This is a genomic window from Paenibacillus sp. EKM301P, assembly GCF_011800295.1.
In the GTDB taxonomy this organism is placed as follows: domain Bacteria; phylum Bacillota; class Bacilli; order Paenibacillales; family Paenibacillaceae; genus Paenibacillus; species Paenibacillus polymyxa.
The window spans coordinates 198,597-213,531 of the sequence record NZ_JAALFM010000005.1; the positions used below are offsets into that span (position 1 = coordinate 198,597).

Genomic DNA, 14,935 nt, shown 5'->3' on the forward strand with positions numbered 1-14,935 from the left:
CTTTCACTCCTCACTGTTTATGGTGTTTACTTTAGGCCATCGCCTTGTCCAGCAATTCTTCCATACGATTCGAGTACCTATGCTTTTGCATGGTTGTGTGCAGTGCGCGCCAGGCTATGCGTTCGCGTTCCCAGTCATGCTTGAGATAGTAGTCCAGCTTCACTTTCAATTCCTCTGCTCCCGAGAAGGTCTCAATGTCATAGCCTGGTTGGTAATAACGGCTCAGATCCTTCCGCACATCCGTCATTTGAAGCGTTCCGCAAGCAGAAATTTCGTATGTCCGAGGATTGATGGACTCCGCTGACAACTGGTGTGTATTCCGATTATCCAGTCCGGGGTCTGTCGGGCGGTGCATATTGATAACAATTTTGGAGCCGTTATAGTATTGAGCGGTCTCTTCCGGTTCCATAAAACCCGGACGGATAAAGCGTTCCAGCACATCCCGCCGGGTTAGCCGATCCCAGTGCCCACCTACGATCAGCACTCTTTTATCCGCCAAGAAGGGAGCAAGGTAGTCAAACAGCTTCACACGGTTCCAGAAGGCATTCCCAATGAAGCAAATATCATGCTGATGCTCACGCTCTACCCGACGTGGATAAAAGATACGGGCTGACACAGCAAGCGGCATATAGTGAACCCTCGTTACTCCTTGATCCCGATAAAACGGCAGACAAGAAATTTCATGCGTAAAAACGACATCGTAGGATTGGCAGATCAACGCCGTATCCTCCGTAAAGTAGGGATCATCTACAAACCATATGGCCGTCCGAATGCCCATGGCTCGTATTTGTTGTACCTGTTCCAGATGATCCGCTGGAAAAACATGCAGCCCGTTCATGACCAATAAGAGGTCTGGACGGTGAGCCTCAGCGTCAGCCAGCATCGTGGCAGGAGTACCGATGGCGCACGAGCTGCATATTTGGCTCAATGCTTCTTGCACACCTGTGTCTATAGCTGCGAAACCTTGCGGAATATACAACACTTTCAACTGGCGAACAGCAGGTTGTATTGCCACGACCTGTGACAGAGCAGCCGTGCAACCGCCCATTCTGCGCCCTTCCCGATAGCCGCATCGGTGTGCTTCGCGTTCATTTCCGCTTCGTTGATCATTCACATCCTTCACCCTGTCCTGTTGTAGGATAAACTTCTGTCACTCCTAAACTATATGCACAGGGGTCAAACGCATCATGGACGACTGCCACTGCCCGGACAAAATTGGCGTTTGCCCGTCCAACTACCGAAACGCAAATAACCCCGAAGCTGCTAGGCTTCGGGGGGTTAACCGTAATAGATGATTTTCATAGTTTACTGTGCCTTGTAAGCGACCTGGTGGCCATCTTCATAACCTTTGGCAAAGCCTGAATTGAAACCCTCATTGTAAGCAGCATCATATCCCTGCTGGAATGCCTGCGGGTCATGCTCCAATACAACAGGAACGGGCTGTGGGTTCTCCGCAGAAGGAGCTGCGGCTGGATTAGTTTGAGGTTTTTTCCGCCGCCGCAGAAGAGAACGTCTTCTACGTACTGAATGAAGCCCCCTTTTACGGCGTCTAAGAGCAAGCAGACGTCTTCTTCTCCGTTTTAATCTGCGAATGCTAGAACGCCGGGCATCTTTACGTCTTTTGCGCGCTTTGTCTCGAGTAGTGCGTTCCCACCTTGTACTCATTTTCATTCCTCCTTTGCTTTCTCGTCTGGGTTTCATTTTTTTGAACAGGCACATGGAGCCACGGCTTCGTCGGTTTCCCATATACCTGTCTTCTTAAAGGAATACCTGCCAACATTTTCGTGATTTCTCCCTGATAGTTGCTGAGTATACGGATGGTCTCTTCCAGACGGGGAGCCGACATATCCGCATGGGGCGTCAAGTCCGCAAGACTGGTCAGCATCCGGGCAACGGCGTGCTGGCTGGCAGCAATAGACTCCATCATATCCAGCTTAATCTCACGTTCACGCCTCATGCTCATTAGTTCATATCCCCCGAGCCCATGCCTCCCATCATCCCTTCCATTCCGCCACCCTGCTGCTCATCCTGGTCCAGCAATGCTTTGAGATTGCTGCATAGTCCAGTCTGAAGCCGGGTTAATCCCTCCAGCATTTCCACCATCTGCTCGTGAATTTCCAAAGGCCGCCCCAGCTGCTCTTCATCGGTGTCAAATGCGTGAGGCGCCAGATGGTTCAGCGTCCAATTACGCATTTTTTCTGCTTCGACCGCCTTGGCCTCCAGGATCATAGACACATTCCGCTGCATCTTGGAGGCTGCGTCCAACATGTGAATCATTGCTTTTTCCCTACTCATGTGTTCACTCCCTACCCTCGATTGTTACACTACTCCTCTTCCGAGTATGCCGTCTCCTTCACGACACGAACGAGCATTTCAGCCATTGCTTCCTGAAGGTCGGCAATACCGTTCAAATAGGCAACAATGCTTTTGTTTACTTGTCCCGAGCTATCAATAATGCCCGGAATTCCATCAAAACGCGGCTCCTCATCCGGCAGTTCATGTATGATCTGTGCCATGCGCACGACCACCTGCCGTTCCGCATCCAACAGCCTAGACATCTGCTGCTGCGAGTGCGAAATATGGATCAGCAAATCATCTAACTCGTTATGCATAAGCCCCTCCTTTATGTGTTCCGCCGTGCGGAACGCACGAAATACCTACGGGCTTTCCGCTACTACAGCGTATGCCGCAGCGAGTAGTCGGTTCCGCCTAAAAAAGCCTATTCGATCATCACAAATGCCCTCGCAACACCGGTGGAGCAATAATAGGCTGCTTCTCCGGCAATGCCGACAATTCTTCGGAGGACAAAAACTGAATTGGATAGTCCTCAGCCCGCCAGCTCATCACAGCGTAGAGGGTAAGGAACGGTCTTTTCCAGCCGTTGCCGATTTGGTACAGTTGCCCACCTTCAGCATACAGTAACTCAATCCACCGTTTGCGTTGAGCCGGGATATGAAGTGTGGGCAACATGGACATGTTCCCCAGCTCAGGAGCCGCCAGCACGGGCAAGGGTTCCTCAGGCGCCACAGCTACAGGGGGGGCGTCAGCGCTGCCGGAGACTGTCGCCTCCGGCTCACCTACCAAGGGAAGCGCCAACAAATCAAGCTGAGACACTCTAACGAGACGCACATGTTTATCTCCCGCATCACTGGCTCCATGCAGCCGCCGTCTACTTCCCGGCTCTATCCGAAATACTGCACCGGACGGTCCCTGAACAAGCGCTCCGACGGGATAAAAACTTGCTGCTGATAAGTGGGCTTCCTTACTTGATAATCCTTGGCCGTGCGGCTCTGCTGTTCCAAATTCCGGGTCGTGGAACAGCTTATCCGCGTCCCCCCACTTTTGGACAAAAAAGGATCGGTTCCGGCTCCTTTCCTCCGTTGAACCGATGCTTTCGGCCGTTTGAGGAAAACCATAAACCGTATCCCGATCACTTTCTGCAAAATGGATAAACGCATCTCCGGCAATTGCCATACGTATCCCCAACAAGCGTACACGCAGCAACCAATCTGCATGGGCTTCCTCAATACTGTGGCATCCTTCGTCCCAATATCCCGTCTTTACCAAAGTGTCTCTGCGCAGTAGTAGACAAAATGCGGCCAGGCTTTCAGTCTCTCGCCATGCATCCGGGTTGGGAATATTATGGGCCGTGGCAAATGGACGTACTTCATTTTCATTCATATCAGGAACCTCAATCTGCTGTTCTCCGAATGGACCATTCGTTACAGGGCCGACAACTCCCATACGCGAATCGCTGTATAAACAGCCCATCAACCGGTCCAGCCAGCCAGGAGTCACCATCGAGTTTGGGTCCAGTACAACAATAGTTGTACCTTTGGCCATCATCAGTCCCTGATTCAGACTGCCGATCATCTGAACATCCTTTGTTAGCAGCGCATAGCGTACAGCGATGCTTTTACGGAGCAAATAGGTAGGTGTCCCGTCCGTCGAGCCGCAGTCCACTACAATAATTTCGTGAGGATGGCTCGTATTCTCCTCAATATGATGAATGCAAGCACGGAGCTGTTGAAGCTGATTGCAGGACACAATGATAATACTTACGCCTTCAAAAATCTTGCCGAACGAAGCCTGCCCCAACTTCCTGCCTTGCTCCTGGCCCCTGTTATATCCTGACCAATAGCCCTTCTTTCCGAGCCGTTTGCTGTGTTTCCTTTGCGTACTCAGGCGTTTCATGCCGTTCACTCCTCCGGGTGGCATTATGCCTATACTATATGCCTGGCCCGGCTGGATGGTGTTTCATTGAAATCAAGGTAGAAGTCCCTTCATTTTCACTCCAGCTTCCTGAAGGGAATCGAAGGTTCCTGCGTCGCTCCAGTAGCGCCGTAAAATATCATATTCCAGCTTGCCTTCAGCAGCATAACAGTTATTAACATCGGTGATCTCAAGCTCACCACGTGCTGAAGGCGTTATTTCCCGGATCTTATCGAATACGGCAGTATCGTACATATAGATACCCGTAACGCAATATTTGGACTGGGGATGCTGCGGCTTCTCTTCAATCCGCGTAATGCTCTCCGGGCGCTCGGGATCAAACACGGGTACCCCGTAACGACGGGCATCTGCCACCTTTTTCAGCAAGACTCTGGCACTCCCCGGTGGCTGTTGTTTGAAGCGTTCGATGACAGGTCCCAAGTCTTCCTTGAACAAATTATCACCTAATAAAACAGTGAACTTCTCCTCTGACTGCATGTAGCTTCTTGCCAAATCGAGTGCTTCCGCAATGCCGCCCGCTTTTTCTTGAATCCGGTATGTCAATTGGACACCATAATTACTGCCGCTGCCTAAAAAATCAGTGTACAGTCCGGCCGATTGTTTACCAATAATAATGAGCATATCGGTAATCCCCGCTTGTCGCAGCCTTTCAATACCATATACGATCATCGGATACTTGCCGACCGGAAGCAGATGCTTGTTGAGTAATGTAGTCAACGGATGAAGGCGCGACCCGGTTCCTCCTGCGAGAATAACCCCTTTCATATCTTCCTTCCTCCTTCGACAGCATGTTCAGTGCATGGGATTCCCGTTTCGATAAACACTCTGGGATCTACGCTCCATTTTTCTATAAATAATCGATAATTCCGCTCGATCAGCTCTTTGAGCCAGGAAGATTCCGAGCGCGAAAAGCTCGCATTTCCCTGGTGATAGACAAAACAGTCATTGCACATTAGCAGCTTGTAGCCATGCACGCGTGCACGCAGACAATAGTCGTCATCCTCATAATGTCCGGGGCTGAACCGTTCATCCAGCAATCCGATCCGTTCCATCAGCTCACGCCGGAATAACAGGCAAAACCCGACCAACCGCTTGACCTCTTGCCATCTGGAGGGATTACTTACATTATTCTGCTCCGCATACCTCAGACAGCTGGCCATATCTCCTTCTATTCCGTGAATCTGCTGAATACCGCTGACGTAATTCGTCACCGGTCCCACCAATCCCACTGTGCTTTCACTATGCAAAGCAGCCAACATATTCGATAGCCATCCCTGTGTAACCGTCACATCATTGTTTAAAATGACGAATTGGTCACCCGAAGCCAGACGAATTCCTCTGTTACAAGCTGCCGGAAAGCCCCTGTTTTCAGGAAGACGTATGCTAATTAGCCGCTCAGATGCGCAAAAATCATCCGTCCCGTCATTCGAAGCGTTGTCCACAACAATAATTTCATACGGTGCATCTATGGTATGTGTTCGAATCGCCTCGATACACGGCTTTAATAAATGCAGGCCATTATAAGTCGGAATAATGATGCTCGTCAGACTCATCGTGCATTCCTCCCTTTGGCAACGTCTACCCGTGTTGGAACAGGCCCTAACGGAGAATACCCGGCTACCTGAAACACGGCCGTCAGCGCCTCTGCATGATCGCCGATGATTAATTGCTCCATAGCGTTCCCTTTCCCGACATTGAAGGTCCGCTTGCGGTTTGTTTTAATCACATCGACAGCATGTACGGCTGCCACGATCATGCCATGCAGAATCGCCATCGCATGGGCCTTCGGCGGTACCGCAAGCACGGCTGGCCCAAGTTGATCCAGCACACGCCGAGATAATGCATGCGGTACAGCGGTCAATGAGCTTGCTCCAAGATCCGACCTGCGCAGTACGCGGTTCAGAAACCCTTTGCACCGTGTTACGCTGTCTTGCTGGGTATAAGGCGGCAAATGTCTGCCCAGATCATTAAGCGCCACATCCGTTCCCTGATCCACCGCTTGAAGAAAAGGCAGCAAATCAGACGCTGGGATCGGCAAATCTCCGTCCACGAACAGCACAATATCAGCCTGCGTCAGACGTGCGCCTACCGCACGGCCAACATCATGCCCCAGACGACCCGGTACGTCGACGAGAGTCGCGCCAGGATGACGTTTGGCTACGGCGGAGCGCGTACCATCCGTACAGCCGTTTAATACGACCACGATATCCGCAAGCGGAAGTTTTTCCAGCTCACCCAGTACCCGGTCAATCGTAGTCTCCTCATTACAGACGCTGACCACGGCTGCTGCGGTCCCCTGCAATACAATATCACTGGAGGCTTCACGTTCCTCAGTCAGATGGACTTCGGGCATTTCTTTTGCCCGAGGTGAGAGCTTTCTCACCCTGCGGCTATGCATCGAAGCCGTCGTTTCTCGTTTTCGCTGTATACGTCTTAGCCCCCAGCCCGGGTCTTCACGCTTTCTTCTGCGATACACTCTAGTCACGTTTTCACCTCGTCTCTGATCCGTTTGCGCTCCAAATCTGTATATCCCGCACGTGCTCCCAGACGTGATGTAAGCCAGGCAATAGCATCCAGGTGATCCTGGACAATTACATCTGCCAGCGGGTCCTTGCCGTTCTGTTTTTTACGTGTTGCGTTCATTTTACCGACAGCTATTCCATGTACAGTCACCACTCGCAACCCGGAGACGATAGACATCACTTGAAATAGCGGAGGTTTCTCCAAGGACTTTAGACCTATTTCCTTTAAAGCCTTTTGACTTATGGCGTGTGGAATACCAGTCATAGAGGCTCCCCCTAAATCAGCACGATTCGACAAGATATTCAATACATGCTTTGCCTCAACTACAGGATGTATGGGCGTGCGATTCACAGGTCCATGGTAATCATTCAGCACCACATCCGCTCCTGCACTTACGGCCTGTATAAATGGCCGAAGTCTGACGCAGGGAATGACGATATCACCATCCAGAAAAAGCAGGATCTGTCCGGATGCCGCTTCTGCTCCAATACGACGGCCAACATCATGTCCGAGCGGTTCCGGGAAGGAAAGTACACGAGCCCCCGCCGCCGCAGCCACCTTCGCCGTTCTATCGTGTGATCCGTTCTCAACGACGATAACCTCTGTATGTGGATGGACATGGCGTGCTTCGCGAATCACAGCTCCGATTGTTCTTTGCTCATTCATGGCCGGAATAATGACAGATACGATAATCTTTCCCGCTGATGATGGTTCAGATGGCCGCGCTTCGCCGATTTGTGCCCCTCTCTCCGTTTCGAGTACATCGCTCTTGTCAGAGACTATCGGCTTCTTATCCATGTTCGGCATTCGGTACGGCAGCCACATCTTAGAATGATAATAAGCCCTTGAATGCCGCCTCCGATTAATCTTGAATCCAGCTCTTCCACGCTTTTTCATGCTCCCGTCTCACCTCCCTTGCTGCTGTATAGATGAACAGCATGATTAGGACAGTTCAACATAACCTATGCGGTCCAAAAGCCGTGTGTAACGGCAAGCGTGGAGTCTTTTCGACACAGCAATTTTCGACTTTATTTTACAAAACTTATTATTCCTATTAAATAAATGAGTTTTTAGGGTCTAAAGAATCATTTTGGATAAATTTGTTACATAGATCTTCTCGTCCGTCATTCTCTGTGCTAATATCAGAGCCAGATGATGGGAGTTCGAAAAATCAACTTTTGTTTTTTTTGCATAAGGCAACTTTTTTCCATTATCCGCTTTTATTCCACTATCTTTTTATACGACAGGAAGGGAGGAGTTTGTTACCTTTTTAGGCTACTTGCTTCAAATGCAGTACCCTCTTTTCACGCACGCTTCATGAAAAACACTTCGGTATTTCTCTTCATGTTCCATTCTTCTATTCCAGACGACAACACGACCTACATAAATGGCGTAATGCCTTATTCAAAGCAGGATAATTCGTCCTGACATTAATCGAGGAGAGTGAATTTTTATGAAAAAAGTATGGTTTTCGCTTCTTGGAGGAGCTATGTTATTAGGGTCTGTGGCGTCTGGTGCATCTGCGGAGAGTTCCGTTTCGGGACCAGCACAGCTTACACCGACCTTCCACGCCGAGCAATGGAAAGCTCCTTCCTCGGTATCAGGGGACGACATTGTATGGAGCTATTTGAATCGACAAAAGAAATCGTTACTGGGTGTGGATAGCTCTAGTGTACGTGAACAATTCCGAATCGTTGATCGCACAAGCGACAAGTCCGGTGTGAGCCATTATCGACTGAAGCAGTATGTAAACGGGATTCCCGTATATGGAGCTGAGCAAACTATTCATGTGGGCAAATCTGGTGAGGTCACCTCTTACTTAGGAGCGGTGATTAATGAGGATCAGCAGGAAGAAGCTACGCAAGGTACAACTCCAAAAATCAGCGCTTCTGAAGCGGTTTACACCGCATATAAAGAAGCAGCTGCACGTATTGAAGCCCTCCCTACCTCCGACGATACTATTTCTAAAGACGCTGAGGAGCCAAGCAGTGTAAGTAAAGATACTTACGCCGAAGCAGCTAACAACGACAAAACGCTTTCTGTTGATAAGGACGAGCTGAGTCTTGATAAGGCATCTGTCCTGAAAGATAGCAAAATTGAAGCAGTGGAGGCCGAAAAAAGTTCCATTGCCAAAATCGCTAATCTACAGCCTGAAGTAGATCCTAAAGCAGAACTCTACTACTACCCTAAAGGGGATGACCTGCTGCTAGTTTATGTGACAGAAGTTAATGTTTTAGAACCTGCCCCACTGCGTACCCGCTACATTATTGATGCCAATGACGGCAGCATCGTATTCCAGTATGACATCATTAATGAAGCGACAGGCACAGGTAAAGGTGTGCTTGGTGATTCCAAATCGTTCACTACTACCGCTTCCGGCAGTAGCTACCAGTTAAAAGATACCACACGCGGTAACGGTATCGTGACTTACACGGCCTCCAACCGCCAAAGCATCCCAGGCACCCTTTTGACAGATGCTGATAATGTATGGAATGATCCAGCCGGTGTGGATGCCCATGCGTATGCTGCCAAAACCTATGATTACTATAAATCCAAATTTGGACGCAACAGCATTGACGGACGTGGTCTGCAACTCCGTTCGACAGTCCATTACGGCAGCCGCTACAACAACGCTTTCTGGAACGGCTCCCAAATGACTTATGGAGATGGAGACGGTAGCACATTTATCGCCTTCAGCGGGGACCCCGATGTAGTAGGGCATGAACTTACACATGGTGTCACAGAGTATACTTCGAATTTGGAATATTACGGAGAGTCCGGCGCATTGAATGAGGCTTTCTCGGACGTTATCGGTAATGACATTCAACGCAAAAACTGGCTTGTAGGCGATGATATTTATACGCCAAACATTGCGGGCGATGCCCTTCGCTCAATGTCCAATCCTACTCTGTACGATCAACCAGATCACTATTCCAACCTGTATAAAGGCAGCTCCGATAACGGCGGCGTTCATACAAACAGCGGTATTATCAATAAAGCCTACTACTTGTTGGCACAAGGCGGTACTTTCCATGGCGTTACTGTAAATGGAATTGGCCGCGATGCTGCGGTGCAAATTTATTATAGTGCCTTTACGAACTACCTGACTTCTTCTTCCGACTTCTCCAACGCACGTGCTGCTGTGATCCAAGCCGCAAAAGATCTGTACGGGGCGAACTCAGCAGAAGCAACTGCAGCTGCCAAGTCTTTTGACGCTGTAGGCGTAAACTAAATCATATACACGATCCTCCTCATTTTCTCGTCCATAGACCTTTGCCATTGTGCAACTGTCACTTGGCTCTGCCCATACCATGGACGAAAAATAGGGGTGCAGTGTACAAGTCTGCACCCCTTCCCCCCTTATTTATGGCGCCCCCTCAAAGGGGCGTCCTTTTCTCTTATAAAAGTAATCCTGTATCTCTTGCTTTTTGCACAGCTTCTTCTCGATTGTTGACTCCCAGCTTGTCATAGAGAGTGGAGGCGTAATTTCTTACTGTCCCGTTGGATAGGTAAAGTTTCTCAGAAATTGTTTTATAACGGTTTCCTTGAGATAAAAGATTCAAAACCTCTAGTTCACGTTTCGTTAAGCCATACTCTTCTCCATCTGACCTTGGTCCGACTGACTCTTCTTCATCATTTCCGTCCCACATTCTATGGAACAAATCTTGGTTAATTACCGTGCCTCCCCGATAGACGAGGCGAATCGTTTCAGCCAGTTCACGCGATTCTATGGATTTCAGCAAATAGCCGTCAGCGCCGCTTCGCATGATTTCCTTCGCCCTCTCTGTATCCTGAAACGTTGACAGGATGAGGACGCGAATGTCAGGCCATGTCTCCTTGATTATTTGGGTTGCACGAATCCCATCCTGATTGGGCATCTCCAAATCCATTAATATTAAATCCGGATTCAGGCTTCTGCACAATTCCACAGCCTGTTCCCCATCTTCGGCCACCCCCACCACCTCTAGGTCCTCCTGTCCGTCCAAGATGGTATGGAGACTGTCTCGGATAAACGAATGATCATCGACGATACACAAGCGGATTCGTTCATCGGACAATTGTACCAGTCTGGGTAACACGCATGAAATGAACGTCCCTTCGCCTTTTTCGGAGTATACAGTGACTCTTCCTTGTAACTGTGTCGCACGTTCTTTCATTGCAGTTAATCCGAAGCCATCCTTCCACTCCTCCACTCCGCCGCCATTATCCTGCACATCCAATCTCGTCTGTTGCGGTTCAAAATGCAGTGACACAATGATTTCAGTGGATTGTCCATGGCGCACGGCATTAGTCAGCGATTCCTGCAAGCTCCGATAGAACGTCATTTTCGCTTGTTTGGAGACTATGTACTCTTCCCCTATTATTCGAGTACGTACATTTACTTGTGCATGTTTCTGGAACTCCTCTGCTAATTGTTGCAAAGTAACAGTCAAGGGAAGTGATTCTTGTGGTGAATCTATTTGATGCAAATAGGCTCTCACTTCCTCCATACTGTTACGGGCCAATTGCAATAATGAGTCGATTTTTTGCTCTCCATCTTTTGTCGCTAATTCCGTACGTAATATTTCCAACCCCATAATGATCGAGGTATAGGAATGCCCCATCGTATCATGCAAATCTTTGGAAAGTCTATCGCGCTCCTCCAACAAAGTAATCTGCTCAATCTGAGATAGGTACTGTTCCAGCACAAGCTTCTGATTGCGAATAACTTCATTTTGGCGGTAATTAGAAACTAGTAAGTGAAAGGAAAATCCCATCGCAAAAGTCAGACCGATTTGTGGGATAATCGCCCATAGATCTGTTCCTGGGGAAAACATTGCAATGAGCAACGGAAACAAAACAACTGTGATAGAACCCGACCAACGGAATGATTTATGAGCACTATTTGCCGCGATCATGAAAGTTGGCATTAAAAATGCAAGATACGCCCCCGGAAATAATAAGGTTAAGTAGAAGCACACTCCGCCAAACAAAACCATCTCAGTAAGCAGATAGTAGCGATAACTGAACATTAAACAAATCCAAGGTACTGAAAATGAGACAACTTCCCAAAGAATGATGATCCAAAGGGGCACAGTTAAATGGTCTTGGTGTTGGATCGTAGTTATCATCAATGAGAACCAGATGACAAAACGTATACAAAGCAATAACCAGTCATACCAGAGCCATTGTTTCCAAGCTGTAAACAAATTATCACTCCTTAATAGCTTTGAACATAGAGCGCGTGTACATTCCAACGATTTGAACTAGGCTCTTTCCAATGCGGGTATTGATCCAGACGAGAATACACCCAGCGATCATGACACTTATAGCCTTTTCCCATGAATCTACAGCGAATCCCAATAAGTATAGCTCAAGATGTTGAAAAAGTATCGGTGTAACGATAAATACGAGTGGAGCTATGTACAATATAACGGCACATATGAGGCTAATCACCCCAATAAAAAATTTCTGCATAAGCCAAAAAACGGCCCTCCAATTGCTACTACTAAGAATTGCCTCTCTCGCTTTCATCCATTTATCCCTTCCACTGTTTGTCCTTGTCAGGATTGGCTCTATTGATATATCCGTATAAACCTTCGTCTGAATGCGTTCATATTGGACAAACGTGTGAGTTGTTCGCAACACACGCGCCAACAAGGGAATACCCACGAAGATAACCGTCATCGCTAACGCAAATGTAATGCTGGCCAAATAGAAGCAAAAATAAAACAGTCCAGATCCGAAGGTAAACAACAAAAAGTAGAAATCTTGCAACCTTTTTCGAGCTGATTCTTTCGTCATTTGATTCTCTCCTACTCTTTATTTTATTTGCTAATACGTTATGATTGCCCTTCAAATCCTAACTTGTTGTCTGTCACATACGGTAGTGTCAAAGTGTCATGATTTGTAGGTCATGACTATAAAACAAGCCGTACTACGCTCTATTTTTGATGTCATGCATTAGAAGACGAAAGATCACTAGCTACTATGACTTGCCGCTTGCTACACTCGGTTCATACACGGGTGAGTCGACAACTCGGTGTGCTGACAAGAACATTGCAATAAAAAAGGAGAGTTCGAAAATGAAAAAAGCAATAAATAAAGCAAGCCTTGCACTGCTACTCATTTCTACCAGCATGATCTCTGCTTGTTCCCAACAATCACTAGAAGTTGGAGAATTAAAACCATCGACATCTACGGCCAATATTCAAATGACGAAAGCTCCCAATAATGCAAAAGAAGTAGAATCTTTTGCTGATCCGTTATTCGCGGAAAAAATGAAGAAGTACAATGTGAACGGTTCAAGTTTTGTCGTCGTCCATGATGGAAAAGTCGTCGTCAATAAAGGGTACGGTTATGCAGATAAAGAGAAGAAGATTCCAGTCAATAAGGACACGGTCTTCCAAATCGCTTCAGTCTCGAAAACTTTTACCGCCTTGGCCGTGATGCAACAAGTCGATAAAGGAAAGCTTAAACTAGATCAAGATGTACAACGGTATCTCGGTGGATTGAAAATACCCAATAAAACAGGAAAAGCCCTCACCTTGTTTGATATGTTGACCTATACCAGCGGCGTAGATTATCCCGATATCACCACGATAACCGGACCCGAATACGTTAATCGAAATATATCTATGAAGGCGTTTATTCCTAAACATATGCCGACAGTGGTACGATCGCCCGGTGAAGCTTATACGTATGACAACTTCTCATTTTTACTCGCAGGATATGCAGTAGAGAATGTTACGGGCATACCTTTCTCACGATATATGGAAAAGAATATTTTTAAACCCTTAGGCATGAAGTCTACCAGTGTGCGCTTTACGCCTGACCTTCTCAAGAGAATGGCTACACATTACAGTCCCACTGGTGATCCTCATCCAACATATGGGCACGCTCCAACTGATGGACCACAAGGAAGCATTTTGTCTACTGGAGAAGACATGTCAAAGTACATGATTATGCAGCTACAGAATGGAAAGTTTGGAGGTAAACAAATCGTAAGTAAAAAAAGCATAGATATGATGCATGCCTACCAAGTTTTCGCAGATAAGACGATTCCTATTGCGACAGTTGGATTTGAGACATATTTCAACGACTTTGCCAACGGTCAACATGTAGTTTTAAAAGGCGGAAACATGCCGGGACATTCTTCATTGATGGTTTTGGTGCCTGCACAAAAAACCGCATTTTTCATGTCCTACAATAATGATTCCATGATGAGTCTAGATGTGTACGATGCGTTCATGGATCATTACTTCCCTCGAGCTATCACTGTGAAGAAACCAACGTACCACCAGTTAGCGGAAAAAGAAGCGCAAAAATACGTGGGTCTGTATCAAAATACACGTGTATTCGCGATTCGTACCCACTTTTCCTATGAGAATGGGGCGTTGGTCATGGAAGATGAAACTGCGGGAAAGCAAGTACTCAAAATGATTCACCCATTGTTGTTTGAAGATGCAGAAGGAAACAAGCTCGCTTTCCAGAAAAACAAAGCTGGAGAAATCGCGTATTTTTATTACACCAGTCCTAAAGGTCTAGGCGTTGTAGCTCAATCTCAGAAAATCAATCTCAAACCGCCTTTTGCAGATGTCCCGCAAAAGAGTAACTATAGAAGCCATATAGACAATCTTCATGCTTTAAACATCATGAATGCTAAAACAGGTAATCTATTTAACCCGAAGGGCACGATGACACAAGGGGAATTTGCTGACGCCTTGTTGCTCGCACATGGAGGTTATATTTTCCCAGACGAAATCGAAAAAATCAAGAAGCAACTCAAAGTAGGCATACCAAAATATGATCGCGCAACTCCGATTACCAGACAAGTCGCAGCAACCATGATTCAAAACTTGAAGCAGATTCAACCTGACCAAGCCACTCAGGTGAAATTGCTCGACGCTGCAGATGCCTGGGCGGTCCAGTCCATTCAAGCCCTTGCCTCACAGGGAATCGTAGATCCGGATACCATCATCAATACTGATGGCTCCTTTACCTTCCGTCCAAAGAATTTATTGCTGCGTCAAGAAGCGAGCGCCTTGCTTGATTTGGCTTTTGGCTATCATGCTTTGCCTATTAAACAGAAGTAAAAAATGCCTTCACCAATTATCTGACGTCCCTTCTAACTTCTCCACGCGTTGCCGCCTCCACCCTTATGTATAAGGCGTCCCATTATGGGACGCCTTTTTTCATT

General features: G+C 47.5%; 14 protein-coding genes. 2 read left to right on the forward strand and 12 right to left on the reverse strand.

The window, feature by feature from the left end; all coding sequences use genetic code 11:
• Positions 1–31: 31 nt before the first annotated feature.
• The 10 genes from HFD99_RS14845 to HFD99_RS14890 form a co-directional block, all read right to left on the reverse strand.
• Entirely contained in the window at positions 32–1,123 is a 1,092-nt protein-coding gene (locus tag HFD99_RS14845; RefSeq protein WP_019688496.1) for a CgeB family protein, read from the reverse strand.
• 182 nt (positions 1,124–1,305) lie between these two features.
• Positions 1,306–1,665, reverse strand: coding sequence for a hypothetical protein (locus HFD99_RS14850; protein WP_167440944.1), 360 nt, complete (start codon positions 1,663–1,665; stop codon positions 1,306–1,308).
• Positions 1,613–1,963, reverse strand: a complete 351-nt coding sequence (locus tag HFD99_RS14855; protein WP_016820070.1) for a hypothetical protein — start codon at positions 1,961–1,963, stop codon at positions 1,613–1,615. Before HFD99_RS14855 ends, HFD99_RS14850 begins: the two co-directional genes overlap by 53 nt.
• Positions 1,963–2,295: a hypothetical protein gene (locus HFD99_RS14860; protein WP_013372833.1), complete on the reverse strand. Its 333-nt coding sequence runs from the start codon at positions 2,293–2,295 to the stop codon at positions 1,963–1,965. The genes HFD99_RS14855 and HFD99_RS14860 overlap by 1 nt, the downstream gene beginning before the upstream one ends.
• Before the next feature lie 29 nt (positions 2,296–2,324).
• Entirely contained in the window at positions 2,325–2,612 is a 288-nt protein-coding gene (locus HFD99_RS14865; protein WP_016820069.1) for a hypothetical protein, read from the reverse strand.
• Between the two features lie 118 nt (positions 2,613–2,730).
• On the reverse strand, positions 2,731–4,194 hold the full coding sequence (locus HFD99_RS14870; protein WP_123797602.1) for a glycosyltransferase family 2 protein: 1,464 nt from the start codon (positions 4,192–4,194) through the stop codon (positions 2,731–2,733).
• A gap of 72 nt (positions 4,195–4,266) precedes the next feature.
• Entirely contained in the window at positions 4,267–4,998 is a 732-nt protein-coding gene (locus HFD99_RS14875) for a sugar phosphate nucleotidyltransferase (protein ID WP_016820067.1), read from the reverse strand.
• Positions 4,995–5,786 carry a glycosyltransferase family 2 protein gene (locus HFD99_RS14880; RefSeq protein WP_123797603.1) on the reverse strand — a complete coding sequence of 264 codons (792 nt, stop codon included), beginning with the start codon at positions 5,784–5,786 and terminating at the stop codon, positions 4,995–4,997. The genes HFD99_RS14875 and HFD99_RS14880 overlap by 4 nt, the downstream gene beginning before the upstream one ends.
• Positions 5,783–6,718 carry a glycosyltransferase family 2 protein gene (locus tag HFD99_RS14885; protein WP_016820065.1) on the reverse strand — a complete coding sequence of 312 codons (936 nt, stop codon included), beginning with the start codon at positions 6,716–6,718 and terminating at the stop codon, positions 5,783–5,785. The genes HFD99_RS14880 and HFD99_RS14885 overlap by 4 nt, the downstream gene beginning before the upstream one ends.
• Positions 6,715–7,653 (reverse strand): glycosyltransferase family 2 protein, encoded by a 939-nt coding sequence (locus HFD99_RS14890; protein WP_016820064.1) that lies wholly within the window; start codon positions 7,651–7,653, stop codon positions 6,715–6,717. Before HFD99_RS14890 ends, HFD99_RS14885 begins: the two co-directional genes overlap by 4 nt.
• A 556-nt stretch (positions 7,654–8,209) precedes the next feature.
• Here HFD99_RS14890 and HFD99_RS14895 point away from each other — a divergent pair.
• Positions 8,210–9,988, forward strand: a complete 1,779-nt coding sequence (locus tag HFD99_RS14895; protein WP_016820063.1) for a M4 family metallopeptidase — start codon at positions 8,210–8,212, stop codon at positions 9,986–9,988.
• 166 nt (positions 9,989–10,154) lie between these two features.
• On the opposite strand, the gene HFD99_RS14900 is transcribed toward HFD99_RS14895, so the two are convergent.
• Both HFD99_RS14900 and HFD99_RS14905 read right to left on the reverse strand, forming a co-directional pair.
• Entirely contained in the window at positions 10,155–11,768 is a 1,614-nt protein-coding gene (locus tag HFD99_RS14900; RefSeq protein ID WP_019688500.1) for a helix-turn-helix transcriptional regulator, read from the reverse strand.
• 181 nt (positions 11,769–11,949) lie between these two features.
• On the reverse strand, positions 11,950–12,540 hold the full coding sequence (locus tag HFD99_RS14905) for a sensor domain-containing protein (RefSeq protein WP_016820061.1): 591 nt from the start codon (positions 12,538–12,540) through the stop codon (positions 11,950–11,952).
• A 281-nt stretch (positions 12,541–12,821) separates the two neighbouring features.
• On the opposite strand from HFD99_RS14905, the gene HFD99_RS14910 reads away from it, so the two are divergent.
• Positions 12,822–14,831 carry a serine hydrolase gene (locus HFD99_RS14910; protein WP_123797604.1) on the forward strand — a complete coding sequence of 670 codons (2,010 nt, stop codon included), beginning with the start codon at positions 12,822–12,824 and terminating at the stop codon, positions 14,829–14,831.
• Positions 14,832–14,935: the final 104 nt, after the last annotated feature.